Here is a 19,352-nt window from a genome sequence, read left to right on the forward strand (position 1 = left end):
GAACCCCGACCCCGAGGAGAGCCCCTGATGGCGACCGCCACGACGTCCCGACCCACGCGCCGACCGACGGTCCGCCCGACAGTGCGCAGCGCACTGTCGCGTCGCGGCTTCCTGGCCGGCACCGGCGGCGCGGCCGCCACGCTCGTGCTCGCCGCGTGCGGCGGCGGGGACGCGGGCGGAGCGGGCGGCGCAACGCGCACGGTCACCGGCGCGTCGGGACCCGTGGAGATCCCCGCGAACCCGCAGCGGATCGTGTGCACCGACTTCTACACGACCTACGCCCTGCTCGACGTCGGCGTGACGCCCGCCGGCACCGCCCAGGCCACGGTCGGCGGGGTGCTGCCGGAGTACCAGCAGGCCTACGACGCGATCCCCAAGGTCGGCACGCCGACCGCGCTGAACTTCGAGGCGATCGCGGCGCAGGCGCCGGACCTCATCCTCGGCACCCTGGTGCCGTCGCTGCCCGCGGACCTCGGCGCCCAGCTGTCGGGGATCGGGCCGACGCTCCTGCTCCCGGCCGCGGCGAACCCGGGCAGCTGGGGCGAGCGGGCGCTGCGGACCGCCGACGCGGTGAACCGGCTGCCGCAGGGCGAGCAGCTCAAGGCGAGCTACGACCAGCACGCGACGCGGATCCGCGAGCAGTACGCCGCCACCCTGGGGCGCACGCGGTGGGCGCTGGTGCGCGGTTCCTCCGGCGGCGGGTTCTTCAGCGACTACCCGACGTCCTGGAGCGGCGTGGTCCTCGCCGACGCGGGCTTCCGGTTCGGGCAGTTCGCGGAGGGCAGGACGGGCGCCGGGGGCCGCCTGTCCTACGAGCAGGCGCCGGCCCAGCTCGAGGACTGCGACGTCGTGCTGCACCTCGCGGACACCCGGGGCGGCGTCGACGCCAACACCCAGACGCTGCTCGCCCAGCCCGCGTTCCAGCAGGTCCGCGCCGTGCGCGAGGGGCGGCTCTTCCCGCTGCCGAACTACTACTGCAGCCACTACGAGCAGGGCGAGGCCGTGCAGAGCTACCTCGAGACGATCGTGCCGCGGGTCTGAGGGAGCACCCGCGGCACGGCGATCGTCGGCGTGGGGCCGATCAGTGGTGGCCGCCGCCGCCCTGGCCGCCCTTGCCGCGGAACTTGTTGAGCATCCCCTGAGCCTTCTCGCGGTTCTTGGGGTCCGACGCGTAGCGCTTCGCCTGGTCGGTGTACTTGCGGCCCTGCGGGCTGCGCAGGAACTCCTGGACCTTCGAGAACAGACCGGGCACGACGACTCCCTGGGGGTGTCGGGGCGGTCCTGTCCGCCCCGGCGTGGGGTCAGGATATCCCCATTTCGGGCGCACCTAAGTTACCCGCCGGTAGGCGCCTACACCCTACTCACCAGTAACATGAGAGGGATACGCCACGCTGCCCTCGTCGTGCCGGCGTGGGAGAGTCGGGACAGAACGCAAGTTACCGCCGAGTAAGCTACCCGTCGGTAGCCACACGTCCGCGGGACGGATGCGAGCACAGGAGGTCGCAGGAGGCCCATGAACATCGTCGTGCTGATCAAGCAGGTGCCCGACACCTGGTCGGAGCGCACCCTCTCCGAGTCCGACAAGACCCTCGACCGCGCGTCGTCCGACGCCGTGCTCGACGAGATCAACGAGCGCGCCGTCGAGGAGGCTCTCAAGATCAAGGAGGCCGGCGACGCGGAGGTCACGATCCTCACCGTCGGCCCCGACCGCGCCACCGACGCCATCCGCAAGGCGCTCTCGATGGGCGCGGATAAGGCCGTGCACGTCAACGACGAGGCCCTCCACGGGTCGGACGCCGTGACCACCGCCAAGGTGCTGGCCAAGGCCGTCGGCACGGTCGGCGACGTCGACCTCGTGCTGGCCGGCAACGAGGCCACCGACGGCCGCAGCGGCGCGATGGCCGGGATGCTCGGTGAGATCCTGGGCTGGCCGTCGCTGACCCATGCCAACGCCCTCACCGTCGAGAACGGCACCGCGAGCGTGAAGCGCGAGACCGACGAGGGCACCTGCGACGTCACCGCGTCGCTGCCCGCCGTCGTCAGCGTCGGCGAGAAGATCAACGAGCCGCGCTACCCCTCGTTCAAGGGGATCATGGCCGCGAAGAAGAAGCCGGTGAGCGCGCTCGGCATCTCCGACCTCGGGCTCGAGGCCGGCGAAGTCGGCCTGGCCGGTTCGCTGGTGCAGGTCGACTCGTTCGCGCCGCGCCCGCCGAAGTCCGGTGGCCAGAAGGTCGAGGACGAGGGCGACGGCGGCCAGAAGATCGCCGAGTTCCTCGTGGGCCAGAAGCTCATCTGATCCGCCCCACCGACACCGCAGAGGAGAACCATGGCTGAGGTCCTGGTCCTCGTCGACCACGTCGACGGGGAGATCAAGAAGAACACGTACGAGATGCTCACGGCGGCCCGCCGCCTGGGCGAGCCGGCGGCCGTCGTCGTCGGCACCCCCGGCACCGCGGCGAAGCTGGCCGAGGGCCTCGCGGCGCACGGCGCCGAGAAGGTCTACGTCGCCGAGTCCGACGACGCGGTGAACTACCTGTCGACCCCGCAGGTCGACGCCCTGGCGGCGCTGGTCGAGCGGGTCTCCCCGCCGGCCGTGCTCATCGCCGCCGGCGCCGACGGCCGCGAGGTGGCCGGGCGTCTGGCCGTCCGCACCAACTCCGGCTGGCTCAACGACCTCGTCGAGGTCGACGGTCAGCGCGAGGGCACCCACTCGATCTTCGGTGGGGCCTTCACCGTGCAGTCGCGCGCGACCACCGACACCGCGGTGATCTCGTGGCGCTCGGGCTCGATCGAGATCGAGGAGAACGCCGGGGCGGGCACGCAGGAGAACGTCGAGGTCCCGGCCATCGACGAGGCGACGTCCGGCAAGGTGTCCAACCGCGCGCCGATCGTCGGCGGCGACCGCCCCGAGCTCACCGAGGCGAACGTCGTCGTGGCCGGCGGCCGCGGCGTCGGCTCGGCGGACAACTTCAACGTCGTCGAGACCCTCGCGGACTCGCTGCACGCCGCGGTCGGCGCCTCGCGCGCCGCCGTCGACTCCGGCTACTACCCCAACCAGTTCCAGGTGGGGCAGACCGGCAAGACGGTCTCGCCGCAGCTCTACATCGCGCTCGGCATCTCCGGTGCGATCCAGCACCGCGCCGGCATGCAGACCTCGAAGACGATCGTCGCGGTCAACAAGGACCCCGAGGCCCCGATCTTCGAGATCGCCGACTTCGGCGTCGTGGGCGACCTCTTCGCGATCAGCCCGCAGCTGACCGAGGAGGTCGGCAAGCGCAGCTCGTAGGCGCGCCCGATTCGTGACCGAAGGGCACCTTCGCTCGATCTATCCGAGCGAAGGTGCCCTTCGCTCGTTCCACGGGGCGTCGTGGAGATCAAAGGTGACGTGGTGCACTGCGGAGCGCCGTCGAGGTGGATGACGTGCTCGTGATCTCCGGCGCGGGCCGGTCTCGCCCGGGCTCCTAGCGGCGCGGCGTGAAGGTCAGCGGGAGGTGGGTCAGCGCCCAGGTCGTGCCGATCTCCTCGACGACGGCCGCCGGGTCCTCGACGGCGATGTCGTCCATCGCCGCCAGGATCTCCTCGACGGCGACCTTGAGCTCGGCGCGCGCCATGTGCATCCCCACGCACAGGTGCGGCCCGAAGCCGTAGGCCATGTGCCGGTTGGGGCGCCGGTCGACGTCGAGCTCCCCGGGACGGTCGAAGGTCCGCGGGTCGTGGTTGGCGCCCGCCCAGTTGAGGTAGACGCGCTCGCCGGCGCGCAGCAGTCGGCCGCCGATCTCGGTGTCGGCGAGCACGGTCCGCGTGTGCGAGCGCGTCGGCGTCGCGAGGCGCATGAGCTCCTCGAGGGCGTCGGGGATGCGCTCGGGGGCGCGGCGCAGCTCGTCCTGGAGATCCGGGTGCTCGGCGAGCAGCAGGAGGACGAAGCTCATCGAGCTCGCCGTGGTCTCGAAGCCCGCCGGCAGCAGGATCACGCAGTAGTCGAGGATCTCCTCCTCGGTGAGCGGGCGCCCGTCGACCGTCGCCGTGGTCAGCGCGGTGACGAGGTCGTCGGCGGGCTCGCGGCGCTTCGCGGCGGCGAGGTCGGTGAAGTACGCGTAGATCGCGTCGGCCTGGTTGCCGCCCTCGGCGCGTCCCCGGACCAGCGCGACGGCGAGGTCGGCGAGGCGCTCGCGGTCGGGGCCGGGCACGCCGAGGGCGTCCATGAGCGCGTGGGCGGTCATCGGGTTACACAGTTCGCCGAACACCTCGCAGCGTCCGCGGTGCAGGAATCGGTCGATGAGGCCGCGGGCGATCGCACGGTAGGCGGGCTCCTTGTCCGCCTGCACCGACCGCGACAGCAGCGGGGCGATGATCTGCTTGTACTGCCGATGCAGCGGCGGGTCGGACTCCATCGGGATCATCGGGCGCGTGTTGCCGAAGTGCTGGAGCAGCACCGGGAACGCGGAGAACGCGGAGTCCTCCCGGCGGTGCAGCTCCTGCAGCTCGGCGTAGCCGGAGACGGTCCAGATGCCGTCGGCGAACCCGTCGGTCCGCGTCACCGGGCACTGCCGCGCCATCTCCCCGGCGATCCGCACGTACCGGCCGCGCGTGAGGGCCTCCGACAGCGGGTCGAAGTGGTCGCGCCGGTGCTCGGCGTCGTCGTGCACGCCCGCCGCGCGCTGCGGCGCCCAGTAACCGGCTGTCTCGTCGCTCACGTCTCGCGTCATGCGACCTCCGGCGCCGGGCGGGCGTGACCGGCCGCGACGCTAGTGCCCGTGCGGCCGGATGACCACGGCGTCCTGCCCCGCAAAGGATCGGGGGAGCCGATCGTGCACGAGGGGATTACGCTGGCCGGTCGATGACCTATCTCGACCACGCGGCGACCACGCCGATGCTGCCGGAGGCGGCGGCCACCCTCACCGAGGCGCTCGGGCGCGTCGGCAATGCGTCGTCCCTGCACTCGGCGGGCCGCCGGGCGCGTCGGGCGATCGAGGAGTCGCGCGAGTCGATCGCCGAGGCCGTGGGCGCCCTGCCGTCCGAGGTCGTGCTGGCCACCGGGGGTACCGAGGCCGACAACCTCGCCGTCAAGGGCCTCTACTGGGCCCGCCGGGCCGCCGACCCCCGCCGCACCCGCGTGCTCGTCTCGGCCGCGGAGCACCACGCGGTGCTCGACGCGGGGGAGTGGCTCGCCGAGCACGAGGGCGCCACCCTCGACGTCCTGGCCGTCGACGCGACGGGCCGGGTGGACGTCGCGACCCTGCGCGAGGCGCTCGCCGCCCACCCCGGCGAGGTCGCCGTGGTCAGCGTCATGTGGGCCAACAACGAGGTCGGCACCGTCAACGACGTCCGCGCGCTGGCCGAGGTCGCGCACGAGTACGGCGTGCCGTTCCACACCGACGCCGTGCAGGCCGTCGGCGCCGTGCCGGTCGACTTCGCCGCCAGTGGCGTCGACGCGCTGTCGCTGACCGGACACAAGCTCGGCGGCCCCGTCGGCGCGGGCGCCCTGCTGCTGCGCCGCGACGCCGCCTGCACCCCGCTGCTGCACGGCGGCGGGCAGGAGCGCGACGTCCGCAGCGGCACCCTCGACGTGCCCGGCGTGATGAGCCTGGCGACGGCCGTACGGGCCGCCGTCGGCGACATCGAGCGGCGCACCGCGACCCTCTCCGCCCTGCGCGACGACCTCGTGGCCCGCGTGATCGCCGAGGTGCCCGACGCGCGCCTCAACGGCGTCCCGCTCGACCGGCCCGGCGAGCGCCTGCCCGGCAACGCGCACCTGTCGTTCCCCGGCTGCGAGGGCGACAGCCTGCTCATGCTGCTCGACGCCCGGGGCATCGAGTGCTCCACCGGCTCGGCCTGCACCGCCGGCGTCGCCCGCCCCAGCCACGTCCTGCTGGCCATGGGCCTCGACGACGACCTCGCCCGCGGCTCGCTGCGCTTCTCGCTCGGCCACAACTCCACGGCCGCCGACGTCGACGCCGTCGTGGAGGCGATCGGCCCCGTCGTCGAGCGCGCCCGCCGCGCCGGGGACGCGCTGGCGCGGTCATGACGGTGGCCTGCGGCCTTGTGAGCACTTCGGAGTGCTGGAGCACTCCGAAGTGCTCACATGCGCGGAGCGCACCATGAGGGTCCTGGCCGCCATGAGCGGCGGCGTCGACTCGGCGGTGGCGGCGGCGCGGCTGCGCGACGCGGGCCACGAGGTCACCGGCGTCCACCTCGCCCTCTCGGCGAAGCCCGCGACGATGCGCGAGGGCGCACGGGGCTGCTGCTCGGTGGAGGACTCCCGCGACGCCCGGCGCTGCGCGGACGTCCTCGACATCCCGTTCTACGTCTGGGACCTCGCGACCCGCTTCCGCGAGGACGTCGTCGAACCCTTCGTCGCCGAGTACGCCGCCGGGCGCACGCCGAACCCGTGCCTGCGGTGCAACGAGAAGATCAAGTTCTCGGCGGTGCTGGAGCGGGCCCGGGCGCTGGGCTTCGACGCGGTCGGGACGGGCCACTACGCCCGGCTCGAGGACGGCCTCCTCCGCCGGGCCGTCGACCCCGACAAGGACCAGTCCTACGTCCTCGGCGTCCTGCGCCCCGACCAGCTCGAGGGCGCGCTCTTCCCCCTCGGCGACAGCCCGAAGGCGCAGGTCCGCGCCGAGGCGGCGGAGCGCGGGCTGGTCGTCGCGGAGAAGCCCGACAGCCACGACATCTGCTTCATCCCCTCCGGCGACACCCAGGCGTTCCTCGCCGAGCGCATCGACGAGGCGCCGGGGGAGATGGTCGACCCGTCCGGGGCGGTCGTCGGGCACCACCGCGGCGTCCACGACTTCACCGTCGGCCAGCGCCACGGCCTCGGCATCGCCCGGCCCGCGCCCGACGGGCGACCGCGCTACGTGCTGGGGCTCGAGCCGGTCAGCCGGACGGTGCGCGTCGGCCCGGCCGAGGATCTCGACATCACGGAGCTCACGGCGTCCGACCCCGTGTGGCTCGTCGAGCCGCCGGTCGGTCCGCTCACCTGCGCCGTCCAGGTCCGCGCCCACGGCGGTCTCGTCGCGGCGACGGTGCGGGTGGGCGACGACGGCGTCGACGTGCTGCTCGAGCAGCCTCTGCGCGGGGTCGCGCCCGGCCAGGCGGCCGTGTTCTACCGGCCGGACGTCCGCGGGGACGTCGTGCTCGGCAGCGCCACGATCGCCGCCACCTCGCGCTGAGCCGCTCCGAGCCGCGCTGAGCCGCCCCGCCCCGCCCCGTCTCGATGATCACCAGGCGGAGAGACACGTCGGGCGGCGGGATCCGGGTGCTTGTCGACCTGGTGATCATCGAGGGGGGACGCGCGTCTAGCGTCAGGAGTAGAATCGGTCTCAGCATGAGCACGCACTGCATCGGCTGCGGCGTCGTCCTCGACGCGGAGCGCGCCGAACTCGGATACACCTACTGCACCGCCCCGGCCTGCCAGGCCGAGTACCGCCGGGGCCCGACCGTCACCGCCGTGGCCGTCAACAAGAGCGGCGACGCCTTCCGCGTCGCCGAGCCCGACGAGATCGCCGCGCGCGCCGCCGCCGGCGAGTTCGCCACGAAGAACACCGGCCTGGGGACCGTGCACGAGGCGACTCCCCACATCCCGGCACCCCGCAGGCCCCGGCAGGCGCGACCGGTCCGCGCCGCCACGCCGTCCTGGACCCCGGCCCAGGAGAACATCGTCCGGCTCTACGCCGACATGGGTCTCTCGCCCCGGAAGATCGTCGAGCGGGCCCGGCAGAACACGCCACGGCTGGGCATCACCGAGTCCCTCGCGGTGCGGATCCTCTCCTCGGCGCGGCGCTCGCCCTAGGCTGCGCGGCCATGGGCTTCGAGGCGGAGAACATCCGCGACTGGCAGGGCAGGTCCGTCGTCGACCCCACGGGCGGCAAGATCGGCAGCCTGGAGGCGATCTACGTCGACACGGTGTCCGACGAGCCCGTGTTCGCGACGGTCGTGGTCGGCATGGTCGGTCGCCGCCGGCTCGCGTTCGTGCCGCTGACCGGGGCGACGGTCGCGCCGGACCACGTGCGCGTGACGGTGGCCAAGGACCTCGCCAAGCACGCGCCGTCCATCGACACCGACGGCGAGCTCGCCGCCGAGGACGAGCCTGCGGTGTTCGAGCACTACGGCCTGCCGGCGGCGTCGGTCGGCGCCGCACGCCGCCTCGCCCGGCGCTGAGCGATCAGACGATCGCGACCGGGTCCAGCATCGAGCCGGTCGCACCCTGGATCTTGAGCGGGAGCGCCACGAAGAGGAACTCGTACGCTCCGGCCCTCGCGAGCTCCTCGAGGTAGATGGACTCGAAGAGATAGATCGCGTGCTCGATGAGCAGCAGGCTGTGGACCGGCTGCGGGTTGGCGGGGTCGCCGTAGTCGGGGGGCGGCTGGACCTCGAAGGTCTCGGTGTCGCTGCCCGCGGCCACGACCCCGCGGTCGAGTAGCCAGCGGGCGGCGGAGAGGTCGGGGCCTGCGGTGGCGTGGCGGGTCATCGCCTCGGTGTCCGGCCAGTGCCCGAGGTAGCCGGTGCGGATGAGCACGACGTCGCCGGCCCGGACCTCGACGCCCTGGTGCGCCGCGACCGCCGCCAGCTCGTCGGCGTCCACCACCGACGACCGCGGCAGGGCGTCCACCCCGCGGTGGCCCGGGACGTCGAGCAGGACGCCGCGGGAGACGAAGGGCGGCAGCTTCGAGGCGTCGCCGTGGCGCGGGCCGCTGTCACCGAGGTGCTCGCGCGGGTTGCCGCCGCCGTACCAGTGGTCGTCGTCGCCGATCGTGACGTGGGCCAGCGCGTCGACGTGGGCGCCGCTGTGCGACGTCGCGCTGAGCAGCTCGGCCATGTACCCGTACCCGACGCCGTTGCGCGGACCCCACGGCTGGGCGCCCTCGGCGCGCAGCCCGCCCGGGGTGCGCGCCATGCTCACCCGGAACGGCGGGTGCGCGCCGAACAGCGGCATGTCGGTGAACCGCGGCACCGCCAGCGAGAAGACCTCGCCGCGTGTGGGCAGTGCCAGCGCGGCGAGGATCTCCTCCGGGCGGCGGAAGGCCGCGGGTCCGCGTTCCGGGTCGGCCACGCTCACCGTCGGCCCTCCCGGGCGTCGGCGACCATCCCCACCACGCGCTCGGGCGTCATGGGCAGCTCGTCCACCCACACCCCGAGGGGACGCAGCGCGTCGTCGACGGCGCTCGCGATCGCCGTCGGGGCCACCAGCCGGCCGCCCTCCCCGGCGCCCTTCACCCCGTAGGTGGTGAACGGCGAGGGCGTCTCGAGGTGCTCGAGCACGATCTCGGGGACCTCGTGCATGCTCGGGAGCAGGTACTCCCGCAGCGTCGGGGTCTCCAGCGTCCCGTCGGTGTCGCCGTAGCGGTACTCCTCCATCAGCGCCGCGCCGATGCCCTGCACGATCCCGCCGACGACCTGCCCCTCGACCAGGGCCGGGTTCATCACGGTGCCGCAGTCGTTGACGACGTAGTAGGCGCGCAGCGTGACCTCGCCCGTCTCCGGGTCGACCTCGACGATCGGGATGTGGCAGGCGTGGGAGACCATCGGGTAGAAGGCGCCCAGGTCGCTGCGGTCGTCGGTGGGCGGCGTGAAGTACGGGTGGTCGTAGGTGTGCACCGCGACGAGGCCGCTGCTCTCGGCCTTGCTCGTGCCGTCGTTGAACAGGTGGGCCCGCATCCCGACCTCGGCCATGGTCATCGACGTGCCCGGCGCCCCCTTCGCGCGGAAGACGCCCTCGACGCACTCGACGTCCTCGGCGTCCATCTCCATGGCGCTCGCCGCGACGCGGATCATCTTGTCCTTGACGGTCCGCGCCGCGCCGCGGGTCGCGCCCGAGAGCATGATCGTCACGCGGCTGCCGCCGGGCCCGGCCGAGATCGCGCCGCTCGTGGAGTCGGCGTAGGCCACCGAGACGGTGGACGGGTCGATGCCGAACTCCTCGGCGACGACCTGACCGACGACGGTCTCGGGGCTGTTGCCCCACAGCGGGCAGCCGATCGTCGCGCGGACGCCGCCCATGGCGTCGACGTCGATCTTGCAGCTCTCCGGGGTGCTGGTCGCCGGGAGCGGTGCCTCGTCGCCGTAGAGGAACCACCACTCCGAGGCGTTGTAGCCCGAGCGCTCCTGGCAGGTCGCCAGGCCGATGCCGAGGTAGCGGCCCTCGGCGCGCAGGCGCTCCTGCTCGGTGCGCCACTGGTCGAGCCCGGCGATCTCGAGCGCGCGGTCGAGGACGGCCTCGTAGTCGCCGCTGTCGTAGATGTTGCCCGTGGGGATCTTGTACGGGAACTGGTCGGGCTGGATGAAGTTCCGCCGACGTAGCTCGACGCGGTCGATGCCCATCTCGAGGGCGGCCTTGTCGACCAGGCGTTCCAGGATGAAGTTGCCCGGGTCGGCGCCCGCGCCGCGGAAGAAGCCCTGCTGGACCTTGTTGGTCAGCACGCACGAGACGTCGTAGCGCAGGCTGCCGATCCGGTAGGGGCCGACGGGCTGGGCCACCGCGTTCCCGTGCTGGCCGTGCGCGAACTGGAAGTAGGCGCCGTAGTCGTCGATGATCCGCAGCACCAGGCCGAGCATCTCGCCGTCCTCGGCCAGCGCCAGCTCCGCGTCGTAGATCCGGTCACAGCCGACGTTGTCGTTCGCCGCGACGTTGTCGGCGCGGTCCTCGAGGTACTGCACGGGACGTCCGCAGGCCTTGCTGAGCGCACCGGTGATCGAGATGACCTTGGTGATCAGGTGCTTGCTGCCGAAGCTGCCGCCGACCGTGCACGGGATCATGCGCAGCCGGTTCGTCGAGACCCGCAGGATCCCGGCGAACGCCCACGGCAGGAAGTTGATGAAGTTGCTGTTGGAGTACACCGTCATCGACTCGCCGAACGGGTCCCAGTGGGCCACCGCCCCGGCCGTCTCGATCGGGTGCGCCCCCATCCGGTGCCACCGCGCGCTCGACCGCACGATCGTGTGCGCCCGGGTCAGGTCGGCGTCCACCTCGCCCCAGTCCAGGCTGCGGTGGAAGACGACGTTCGAGTCCAGGGTCTCGTGCACCCGCGTCGCCCCCGGCTCCATCGCCGCGACCGGGTCGACGAGGGCGGGCAGGACCTCGTACTCGACGCGGATCCGCGCGCACGCGTCCTCGGCGATGTAGCGGTCGGTGGCCGCGACGGCGGCGACGGCCTCGCCGGGGTAGCGCACGCGCTCGACGGCGATCGCGCGCTGCTCCACCGGCTCGGCGCAGAACGCCGGCATCGGGTCGACGTACTCGGTGGCCGTCGCGCCCGTCAGCACCACGACGACGCCGGGCAGCGCCTCGGCCTCCGACGTGTCGATCGAGAGGATGCGGGCGTGTGCGTGCGGGCTGCGCAGCACCGCGCCGTGCAGCATCCCGGGCGGCGACGACGATGTACTTCGACGCGGCCGAGGCGGTGTTCAACGCCGTCACCAAGGCGATCATCTCCGGTGCTCCGCCGGGGTCCGGCTTCGGCGGGCACTACGGGTCGAACATGGGCCTGTTGATGACCGGCAGCACCGCGGCCCCGCCGTCCGGTCCCCGGCGCAACGCGGGCGACGGCGTCGCGGAACGCCTCGCCGCGGCGACCCAGTCGATCCCGGTCGTGCTGGAGGACCCCACCGGGTCGGGGCGCAAGCTGTTCGTCGCGCCGATGCTGGCGCTCGGGGGCTTCGGGGCGTCCGCGGAGGGCGACGGCGAGAACTTCGTCTCGATGAGCCAGCAGAACCTCATGGACATGTCGATCGAGTCGATCGAGGAGGACCACCCCATCGTCGTCCTGCGCAAGGAGTTCGTCGCCGACACCGCCGGACCCGGCGCGCACCGCGGCGGTGCGGGCGTCGTCTACGACCGGATGCTCGTCGGTGACGCCGACGTGTACCCGATGCTCCTGCACCTGCGGATCCTTCCCTGGGGTGCGGACGGCGGGGTCGCCGGTCGCCCCGGCGGGGCCTGGATCGGGGAGCCGGACGGGGGCTCCGACGCCGCCCGGTGGCTGCACTCGTCCGACGAGGACGTCCGCCCGCTGGGCGGGTACTTCACCGACTCGGGGGCGGCCGCGGCGCCGTACGAGGGACGGTGGCACTCCGGCAACGCCGACATCGCCGCCACCCCGGGGACGCTCCTGCGCGTGCGCACGCCGGGGGCCGGGGGCTGGGGAGCGGCGTTCACCCGCGACCCGGAGGCGGTCCTGCGCGACGTGCGCGACGGCTTCGTGACGCAGGACGGCGCCCGCGTCGACTACGGCGTGGTGATCCTGGGCGACGTCGACGAGGGGCCCGACGAGCTGACCGTGGACCGCGAGGCGACGGAGGCGCTGCGGGGAGACGCCGCGCGCCGGGGTCCGACGACGGGGGACGGCTCGTGACCATGCTGTTCGGCCGGCCCGAGGAGCCGGAGCTCACCGTGACGCGGACCGACCTCGACGAGATGTGCCCGTCGTGCGGGGGCACGGCGGTGCAGGGCTACCCGCTGCTCGAGGTGACCGGCTGGTGCCTCGTCGCGCGCTGCACCGACTGCCTGCACGTGCTGCGCCGCGAACCCAGCCCGACGCCGTTCGGCTTCAGCTACGTGCCGTACAGCGTCCACCTGCGCTGACGCTCGTCCGCGCCCGCCGGGCTACCGGGGGGCCCGAACCAGACGGCGGATCCGGGCGAGCAGGGCGCCGAGGGCGAGCCGCAGCGGGCTCGTCCTCGTGGTGGGTGCCTCGCCGGTGCGGGCGGCCTCGTCGACGGCCTCGGCGAACTGCTCGAACAGCCGGCGGGAGACGTCGCCCGCGAGCGCCCGGCCGAACTGCGCGACCCGCCCCGACAGGTGCACGTCGGCGTCGGCCCACAGCACCGTCCCGCCGCCCTCCGCCGGGTCCGCGGCCAGCCGGATGACGGCCTGCGTGCTCGAGCCGCCGCGGTCGATGCCCTGCGCGAGCACCCGCATCCGGCGCGCCGCCGGGTCGTGCTCGACGACGTGCGCGAGCCCGTCGAAGCGCAGCGACACGGGCCCGAGGCCGACGGTCGCGCGGCCCCGGTAGCGGTCGTCGCCGAGGTCGGCGGTCATCTCCGCGCCGGGCAGGCAGGCCGCGAGGCGGTCGAAGTCGGCGAGCACGGCCCACACGTCGTCCACCCCGGACGCGAGCTCGCTGCGGACGTCGACGGTGGCGGTCGGCGGACCCGTGGGCGGCGTGATCTCCGGCGGGGTGTCGGCAGCGGTCCCGGCCAGCGAGGTGTCCGACGAAGCGGATTTCCTGGCGTTCACCGCAAGCGAGGACGCAGGGCTTGCACCGCCGGTGCGACCGACGAGCACCGGCGGCACGGCGGCGCGGGGTGGCGGGACGCCGTCGGGGTGCGTCTCCGCGACGTCGGCCACCGCGGCGAGGATCCCCCGGTAGCCGGTGCAGCGGCAGAGCACGCCGGACATGTCCTCGGCCAGCGTGTCGGGGGAGTAGGTGCCGCCCGCGAGCAGGTCGTAGGAGCTCATGAGCATCCCGGGAGTGCAGAACCCGCACTGCAGCGCGTGGTGGTGGGAGAACGACTGCTGGAGGGGGTGCTGATCGTCGGCGGAGCCCAGGCCCTCGACCGTGGTCAGCGAGGCGCCGTCGCACTGCACGGCGAACAGCAGGCACGCGCGCACCGCCTCGCCGTCGAGCAGGACCGTGCACATCCCGCACACCCCGTGCTCGCACCCGACGTGCGTGCCGGTGAGCCCGAGCCGGTCGCGCAGGACGTCGGAGAGCGTCGTGCGCGGTGCCACGGCGAGCGTCACCTCGCGCCCGTTGACGGTCATGCTCACGTCGACGGTGCCGTCCGCCTCGACCCTCATGCGTGCGCCTCCCGGTACGCGCGGACCAGTTCCCGCGCGGCGAGCACACCGAGCAGGCGGGCCCGATAGCCGCGCGAGCCGTGGGAGTCGCCGGCGGTGTCGACGATCTCGTCGGCCAGGGCGTCGGTCGACGGACGCAGCCCGGCCTCGGTCGGGTCGGTCCCGAGCAGCGCCGTCACGTCGCGCACCACGGGGCGGTCGGAGACCCCGAACGCGGCGAGCGTCGCCCCGCCCTCGCGGCGCACGTGCACGGCCACCCCGGCCAGCGCGTAGTCGCCGTGGCGTCGCGCGATCTCGGCGAAGCCGAACCCGTCCCCAGGCGCCGCCGTCGGGAAGCGCGCCTCGGTGATCAGCTCGTCCGGGCCCGCCGTGGTGGTCATCGCGCCGACGACGAGCTCGCGCGCCGGGACCTGCCGCGTGCCGCGCGGCCCGCGGAGCACGACGGTCGCGTCGAGGCAGGCGGCGACCGCGGGGAGCTCGGCGGCCGGGTCGGCGTGGGCGAGGCTGCCGCAGACGGTGCCGCGACTGCGCAGCTCGCGGTGGCCGACGAAGGGCATCGCGCGCCCGATCAGCGGGACCGCCCGCGCGGCCTCGGACCGCTCCACCGTGCGCTGGCGCACGGCCGCGCCGATCCGCAGGACCCCGCCCGTGACCTCCAGGTCCTCCAGCCCGGGCAGCCGGGTGATGTCGACGAGCGTCCCGGGCCGCCCGAGGCGCATCGCGAGCACCGGGACCAGCGACTGCCCGCCGGCGAGCACCTTGGCGTCCCCGCCGGCCAGCGCGTCCACGGCCTCGTCCACCGAGTCCGGCCGGTGGTAGGCGAAGGGTGCGGCCTTCATCTCAGCGCCCGGTGAACGACGGCGTGCGCTTCTCGCCGAACGCCGCCACGCCCTCGGCGAAGTCGTGGCTCGCGCGCAGCATCGCGTAGGCCTTGCGCTCGAGCTCGATGCCCGAGTAGAGCGGCGCGTCGATCCCGCGGTCGAGCACCTCCTTGGCCGAGCGCAGCGCCATCGGGGAGAAGCCGAGCAGCGTGGTGACCAGGGCCTCGGTCGCCTCGTCCAGCGCCGCGCGGTCGGGGTGGAGCTCGGCGACGACGCCCCAGTCGGCGGCCTCCTGCCCCGTGATGCGTCGCGCGGTCATGATGTGGTGCTTCGCGCGCGAGAGCCCGATCAGCCGGGACAGGCGCTGCGTGCCGCCGGAGCCGGGGATCATGCCGAGGTTCATCTCGGGCAGGGCGAAGCGGCTGCGCTCGGTCGCCAGGCGGATGTCGCAGGACAGCGCGAGCTCGAGACCGACGCCGAAGCAGTAGCCGTCGACGGCGACGACCACCGGCTTGGTGCTGCGCGCCGGGGCCGTCACGTTGTGCCCGAGGTCGGTGAAGTCGACGGGGTCAACCTCCATGAACCCCGCGATGTCGCCGCCGGAGGAGAAGTGCTCACCGTCGGAGCGGATGACCACCACCCGCACGTCGTGGTCGCGGTCGATCTCGGCGAAGCGCTCCGCCATCAGCTGGCGCATCTCCCAGGTGATCACCGTGTAGCGCCCGTGGGACAGGGTCACCTCCGCGACCCGCCCGTCGTGCGACCGCTCGAGCCGCACCTCGCCACCGGTCAGCGCCATGAGACGTCTCCTCTCAGGAGTTGGTGGACGACCTCGCCGTGCAGGGGCAGCGAGTCGATCGTGACGCCGGCGGGCGCGAGGGCGTCCGCGACGGCGTTGGCGTAGGCCACGGGCAGGCTCATGGAGCTCCCTTCGCCGCACCCCTTGGCGCCCAGTGGTGTGAGCGGGGAGGGGGACGAGATGTGATCGGAGACCAGCTCGAACGCCGTCTCGGCGCTGGTCGGGCAGAGGTAGTCCAGGAACGTCGCCGAGGTCGGCTGGCCGGCGGGGGAGTAGCGGAACTCCTCGTACGCGGCGCCGCCGAGCCCGTGGACGAGCGCGCCGAGCACCTGGCCCTCGATCAGCACCGGGTCGAGCACCGTGCCCGCGTCGTGCACCGTCGCGACCCGGTCCAGGGTGACGAGCAGGGTGTCGGGGTCGATGCGCACGCCGACCATCTCCGCGACGAAGCCGTAGCAGAGCGACGAGTTGATCCGGTCCTCCGCGGTCGCCGCGACGGCCTCGGGCGGCACGAACTCGCCCTCGGTCGCCAGCCGCGCGGGCGCCCCCGCCGGCAGCGACCCGGGGTCCCAGTGCACGACCCCGGCCGCGTGCCGGAAGAGGCACGACGCCCCGGACGACGGGTCGCGCACGGAGCCGTCCGCCAGCTCCAGCCCGGCCGGGTCGACGCCGAGCAGGACCGAGGCCCCGGCGCGCACGGTCTCCGCGAGCCGGTCCACCGCGGCGACCACGGCGCTCGTGACCAGCGGCGCGAACCGCGAGGAGTAGCTGCCCGAGGTCACCGTCCACGGCGTGGAGGCGGTGTCCATGTCGACCACCGCGCGCACCTGCTCGACCGGCAGGCCCAGCCGCCGCGCGGCCACGCGCCGGGCCACGGTGGCGTGCCCCTGACCCTGCGGGACCGAGCCGAGCAGCACCGTCACGACGCCCTGCAGGTCCACCGAGGCACGCACGATCTCGGTCGAGCCGGACTTGTCCCGCCCCGGCTTGCGCTCCGACGCCGGGGTCGCGAGCCCGACGTAGCCGATGTTGGTGCCCGACGGATCGACGACCAGCGCCAGCCCGACGCCGTAGTACGCGCCCTCGGCCCGGGCGCTCTCCTGGCGGGCGCGCAGCTCGTCGTACCCGCCCTTGGCGAGCAGCAGGTCCAGCGCGGCCGGGTAGTCGCCGGAGTCGTAGAGCCCGCCGGTCGGGGTGCGGTGCGGGAACGCGCGCACGAGGTTGCGGCGACGGACCTCGGCGACGTCGAGCCCGGTGCGCGCGGCGACCGCGTCCATCAGGCGCTCGAGACCGAAGTAGAGCTGCTGGCCGCCGAAGCCGCGGTTGAGGCCCGTCGGCGCCCGGTTGGTGACGGCGGCGCGCGCCCGGATCGCCACCGCCGGGACGTCGTACGCGCCGGTGATGTTGCCGAAGCAGCGGTAGAGCGTGCTCGGCTCCGGAGGGCGCAGGTAGGCGCCGACGTCGTCGACGAGGTCCACCCGCAACGCCTCGACGGCCCCGTCGCGGGACACGGCGGCGGAGAACGCCATCGCCCGCCCCGCGCCCGACGAGCTGGCCAGCAGGTGCTCGGACCGGTCCTCGGTCCAGCGCACCGGGCGCCCGGCGTGCTTCGACGCCAGCGCCATCAGCACGACGTAGGGGTAGATGCCCGACTTGATGCCGAAGCTGCCGCCGATGTCGGCCGGCACGTGCAGCCGGAACCGCGACACCGGCACGCCGAGCGACCCGGCCGCCACCGGCACCATCGTGAACGGGCCGTGGAAGTTCGCCCAGCACTCGACGGCGGGGCCCTCGGACTCCTCGCGCCACTGCGCCACGACGCCGTAGCACTCCATCGGCACCGAGGAGTAGCGCGGGAAGGTGTACTCGCCGTGCACGACGTGGTCCGCGCGCGCGAAGACGTCGTCGACCGCCCCGAACGAGAACGTGCGGTCGGTGGCGACGTTGGTGCCCGCCTCCGGGTGCAGCAGGACCGCCCCGGGCTCGAGGGCCGCGCGGGTGTCGACGACGACGTCGAGCGGCTCGTAGTCGACCTCGACGAGCTCGGCGGCGTCCTCGGCGACGTAGCGGTCGCCCGCGACGACCACCGCGACGGGCTCGCCGACGTAGCGCGCGGTGTCGACGGCGCTGGGCAGGTACGGCATGGGCGTCGACGTGGACAGGGGGAACGGGCGCACCGCCGCGCCGATCTCCTCGGGGCCGATCACCGCGGCGACGCCGGGGTGCGCGCGGGCCCGGGTGAGGTCGACGCCCCGGATGCGGGCGTGCGGGTGCGGGCTGCGCACGATCGCCGCCACCAGGGTCCCGGGCAGCGGGTCGAGGTCGTCGACGAAACGGCCGGCGCCGCTGACCAGGGCGGCGTCCTCGTCGCGGGCGGGCGTCCAGGTCATCACGCGGCTCCGGCCGTGTCTGCGAGGGCGACGAAGTCCCCGTCGACGAGCACGCGGCGCAGCGTCTTGCCCACTGCGGAGCGGGGCACGGCGTCGACGGCGACCACGCGCTTGGGGCGTCGCAGCGAGGGCAGGATCCGGCGGGCCCAGGCGTCCGTCGCGGCGACGGCCTCGCCGGGGGCGACGTCGGCGGCCGGGACGACGAACGCCGTGACCGCCTGGCCCCAGCGCTCGTCGGGGAGGCCGACCACGACGACGTCGGCGACCGCCGGGCAGCACACGAGCGCCGCCTCGATCTCGTCGGGATACACGTTCTCCCCACCTGTGTTGATCATGTCGTCGACGCGCCCGGAGACCCAAAGGTCGCCGTCGTCGTCGGCCAAGGCGAGGTCGCCGGTGAAGTACCAGCCGTCTCGGACCGCCCGCTCGGTGGCGTCGGGCCGCATCCAGTAGCCGGCGAAGGCCTCCGGGCTCGCCATCGACACGGCCACCTGCCCCGGCTCGCCCGCGGCGACCTCGGCGTCGGGGGAGGCCCCGGGCGACGGGTCGACGAGACGGACCCGGCTGAACATCCCCGGCCGGCCCGCGCAGCCCGGCTTCGCCGCGACGTCCGGGCCGATGGTGAACGTGTAGATCTCGGTGGAGCCGAAGTGGTTGACGAACGTCTCCGGGGCGACGGCCTCGGTGAGCTGCTGGGCCAGCACCGGCGCCATCGCCGCGCCCGCGTAGGCGAGCCGCCGGACGCCCGCGAGTCGGGCAGGGTCGGCGTCGCGCAGCAGTGACCAGAACATCGTCGGGACGAGGTAGAGCGAGCTGATCCGCTCCCGGACGATGAGCTCGGCGGCCTCGGCGGCGTCGAACCGGGCCTGGGGCACCCACGTGCCGCCCACCAGGACGGTGGCGAGCAGCGTGCGCAGGCCCATGGTGTGGAACAGCGGCATCACGCCGAGCGCCACCTCGCCGGAGCGCTGGCCGGTCTGCACGAGGTGCGCGACGGCCGCGGCGTGCTCCGCGCGGTGGGTGCGCGGGACGCCCTTCGGCCGGCCGGTGGTGCCGGAGGTGAAGAGCATGACGCTGAGGTCGTCGGGGCCCGGCGTCACGAGCGGGGCGGCGTCGGACCGGTCGGCGGCCCGGCGCTCGAGCTCGTCGAGGTCGAGGTGGGTCACGGGACGGATGCGCTCGTCGGCGAGGGCCGTCGCCGTCGCCTCGGCGGTGGCGGGCTCGCTCACGACGAGCGCGGGGGCGGCGTCGGCCAGGCAGTGCGCCAGCTCCGGCGGGCCGAACCGGTGGGACAGGGGCGCCGCGATCGCCCCGAGCCGCTGGAGCGCGAGGTGCAGCGACGCCGCGGGCTCGCCGCCGATCAGCACCAGGGCGACCCGGTCGCCGGGCCGGACGCCGAGGTCGGTCAGCGCGTGGGCGAGGCGGGCGGTGCGGGCGTCCCACTCGGCGTAGGTCATCGGTCGCGGCCCGCCGACGGCGCGACGCGTCGGATGGCGCTCGACCGCCCAGGCCCAGGCCGTCGCGAGGTCCATCGGAGCTCGCCT

At 74.0% G+C, this 19,352-nt stretch carries 18 protein-coding genes; 9 read left to right on the forward strand and 9 right to left on the reverse strand.

Annotated elements, in window-relative coordinates; genetic code table 11:
- Positions 1-27: 27 nt before the first annotated feature.
- Positions 28-1,041, forward strand: a complete 1,014-nt coding sequence (locus ACQPYN_RS10025; RefSeq protein WP_433036406.1) for an ABC transporter substrate-binding protein — start codon at positions 28-30, stop codon at positions 1,039-1,041.
- A gap of 40 nt (positions 1,042-1,081) precedes the next feature.
- Here the strand turns inward: ACQPYN_RS10025 and ACQPYN_RS10030 are convergent, their stop codons facing one another.
- Positions 1,082-1,252, reverse strand: coding sequence for a hypothetical protein (locus tag ACQPYN_RS10030; RefSeq protein WP_433036408.1), 171 nt, complete (start codon positions 1,250-1,252; stop codon positions 1,082-1,084).
- 261 nt (positions 1,253-1,513) lie between these two features.
- Here ACQPYN_RS10030 and ACQPYN_RS10035 point away from each other — a divergent pair, with 261 nt between their 5' ends.
- Together ACQPYN_RS10035 and ACQPYN_RS10040 are read left to right on the forward strand one after the other, a co-directional pair.
- The gene (locus ACQPYN_RS10035; protein ID WP_433036410.1) at positions 1,514-2,296 is read left to right on the forward strand and encodes an electron transfer flavoprotein subunit beta/FixA family protein; all 783 of its coding nucleotides are present in this window, start codon (positions 1,514-1,516) and stop codon (positions 2,294-2,296) included.
- A gap of 30 nt (positions 2,297-2,326) precedes the next feature.
- Positions 2,327-3,286, forward strand: coding sequence for an electron transfer flavoprotein subunit alpha/FixB family protein (locus tag ACQPYN_RS10040; protein ID WP_433036412.1), 960 nt, complete (start codon positions 2,327-2,329; stop codon positions 3,284-3,286).
- Positions 3,287-3,461: 175 nt separating this feature from the next.
- Here the strand turns inward: ACQPYN_RS10040 and ACQPYN_RS10045 are convergent, their stop codons facing one another.
- Positions 3,462-4,694, reverse strand: a complete 1,233-nt coding sequence (locus ACQPYN_RS10045; protein WP_433036414.1) for a cytochrome P450 — start codon at positions 4,692-4,694, stop codon at positions 3,462-3,464.
- Positions 4,695-4,837: 143 nt separating this feature from the next.
- Here ACQPYN_RS10045 and ACQPYN_RS10050 point away from each other — a divergent pair, with 143 nt between their 5' ends.
- From ACQPYN_RS10050 to ACQPYN_RS10065, 4 genes are all read left to right on the forward strand, one after another.
- Positions 4,838-6,025 carry a cysteine desulfurase family protein gene (locus ACQPYN_RS10050; protein WP_433036416.1) on the forward strand — a complete coding sequence of 396 codons (1,188 nt, stop codon included), beginning with the start codon at positions 4,838-4,840 and terminating at the stop codon, positions 6,023-6,025.
- A gap of 73 nt (positions 6,026-6,098) precedes the next feature.
- A complete protein-coding gene (mnmA, locus tag ACQPYN_RS10055; RefSeq protein ID WP_433036418.1) occupies positions 6,099-7,172 on the forward strand; it encodes a tRNA 2-thiouridine(34) synthase MnmA in 1,074 nt (357 codons plus the stop codon).
- A gap of 155 nt (positions 7,173-7,327) precedes the next feature.
- A complete protein-coding gene (locus tag ACQPYN_RS10060) occupies positions 7,328-7,792 on the forward strand; it encodes a hypothetical protein (RefSeq protein WP_433036420.1) in 465 nt (154 codons plus the stop codon).
- Between the two features lie 11 nt (positions 7,793-7,803).
- Positions 7,804-8,160 (forward strand): PRC-barrel domain-containing protein, encoded by a 357-nt coding sequence (locus ACQPYN_RS10065; protein ID WP_433036422.1) that lies wholly within the window; start codon positions 7,804-7,806, stop codon positions 8,158-8,160.
- A gap of 4 nt (positions 8,161-8,164) precedes the next feature.
- Here the strand turns inward: ACQPYN_RS10065 and ACQPYN_RS10070 are convergent, their stop codons facing one another.
- Positions 8,165-9,058 carry a cyclase family protein gene (locus ACQPYN_RS10070; RefSeq protein WP_433036424.1) on the reverse strand — a complete coding sequence of 298 codons (894 nt, stop codon included), beginning with the start codon at positions 9,056-9,058 and terminating at the stop codon, positions 8,165-8,167.
- On the reverse strand, positions 9,055-11,358 hold the full coding sequence (locus ACQPYN_RS10075; RefSeq protein ID WP_433036426.1) for a xanthine dehydrogenase family protein molybdopterin-binding subunit: 2,304 nt from the start codon (positions 11,356-11,358) through the stop codon (positions 9,055-9,057). The genes ACQPYN_RS10070 and ACQPYN_RS10075 overlap by 4 nt, the downstream gene beginning before the upstream one ends.
- 17 nt (positions 11,359-11,375) lie before the next feature.
- On the opposite strand from ACQPYN_RS10075, the gene ACQPYN_RS10080 reads away from it, so the two are divergent.
- Positions 11,376-12,350 carry a hydantoinase B/oxoprolinase family protein gene (locus tag ACQPYN_RS10080; RefSeq protein ID WP_433036428.1) on the forward strand — a complete coding sequence of 325 codons (975 nt, stop codon included), beginning with the start codon at positions 11,376-11,378 and terminating at the stop codon, positions 12,348-12,350.
- The gene (locus ACQPYN_RS10085; RefSeq protein ID WP_433036430.1) at positions 12,347-12,580 is read left to right on the forward strand and encodes a hypothetical protein; all 234 of its coding nucleotides are present in this window, start codon (positions 12,347-12,349) and stop codon (positions 12,578-12,580) included. Before ACQPYN_RS10080 ends, ACQPYN_RS10085 begins: the two co-directional genes overlap by 4 nt.
- Before the next feature lie 21 nt (positions 12,581-12,601).
- Here ACQPYN_RS10085 and ACQPYN_RS10090 read toward each other — a convergent pair whose 3' ends face one another.
- From ACQPYN_RS10090 to ACQPYN_RS10110, 5 genes are read right to left on the reverse strand one after another with little or no spacing between them, the layout of a single operon-like run.
- Entirely contained in the window at positions 12,602-13,798 is a 1,197-nt protein-coding gene (locus tag ACQPYN_RS10090) for a xanthine dehydrogenase family Fe-S subunit (protein ID WP_433036432.1), read from the reverse strand.
- Positions 13,795-14,637, reverse strand: a complete 843-nt coding sequence (locus ACQPYN_RS10095; RefSeq protein WP_433036434.1) for an FAD binding domain-containing protein — start codon at positions 14,635-14,637, stop codon at positions 13,795-13,797. The genes ACQPYN_RS10090 and ACQPYN_RS10095 overlap by 4 nt, the downstream gene beginning before the upstream one ends.
- Before the next feature lies 1 nt (position 14,638).
- On the reverse strand, positions 14,639-15,418 hold the full coding sequence (locus tag ACQPYN_RS10100; protein WP_433036436.1) for an enoyl-CoA hydratase/isomerase family protein: 780 nt from the start codon (positions 15,416-15,418) through the stop codon (positions 14,639-14,641).
- Complete coding sequence (locus ACQPYN_RS10105) at positions 15,409-17,808, reverse strand: xanthine dehydrogenase family protein molybdopterin-binding subunit (RefSeq protein WP_433036438.1); 2,400 nt, start codon at positions 17,806-17,808, stop codon at positions 15,409-15,411. The genes ACQPYN_RS10100 and ACQPYN_RS10105 overlap by 10 nt, the downstream gene beginning before the upstream one ends.
- Entirely contained in the window at positions 17,808-19,340 is a 1,533-nt protein-coding gene (locus tag ACQPYN_RS10110) for a class I adenylate-forming enzyme family protein (protein ID WP_433036440.1), read from the reverse strand. The genes ACQPYN_RS10105 and ACQPYN_RS10110 overlap by 1 nt, the downstream gene beginning before the upstream one ends.
- Between the last annotated feature and the right edge of the window lie 12 nt (positions 19,341-19,352).

This window comes from Actinomycetospora sp. CA-053990, from assembly GCF_050948445.1.
Classification (GTDB): Bacteria; Actinomycetota; Actinomycetes; order Mycobacteriales; family Pseudonocardiaceae; genus Actinomycetospora; species Actinomycetospora callitridis.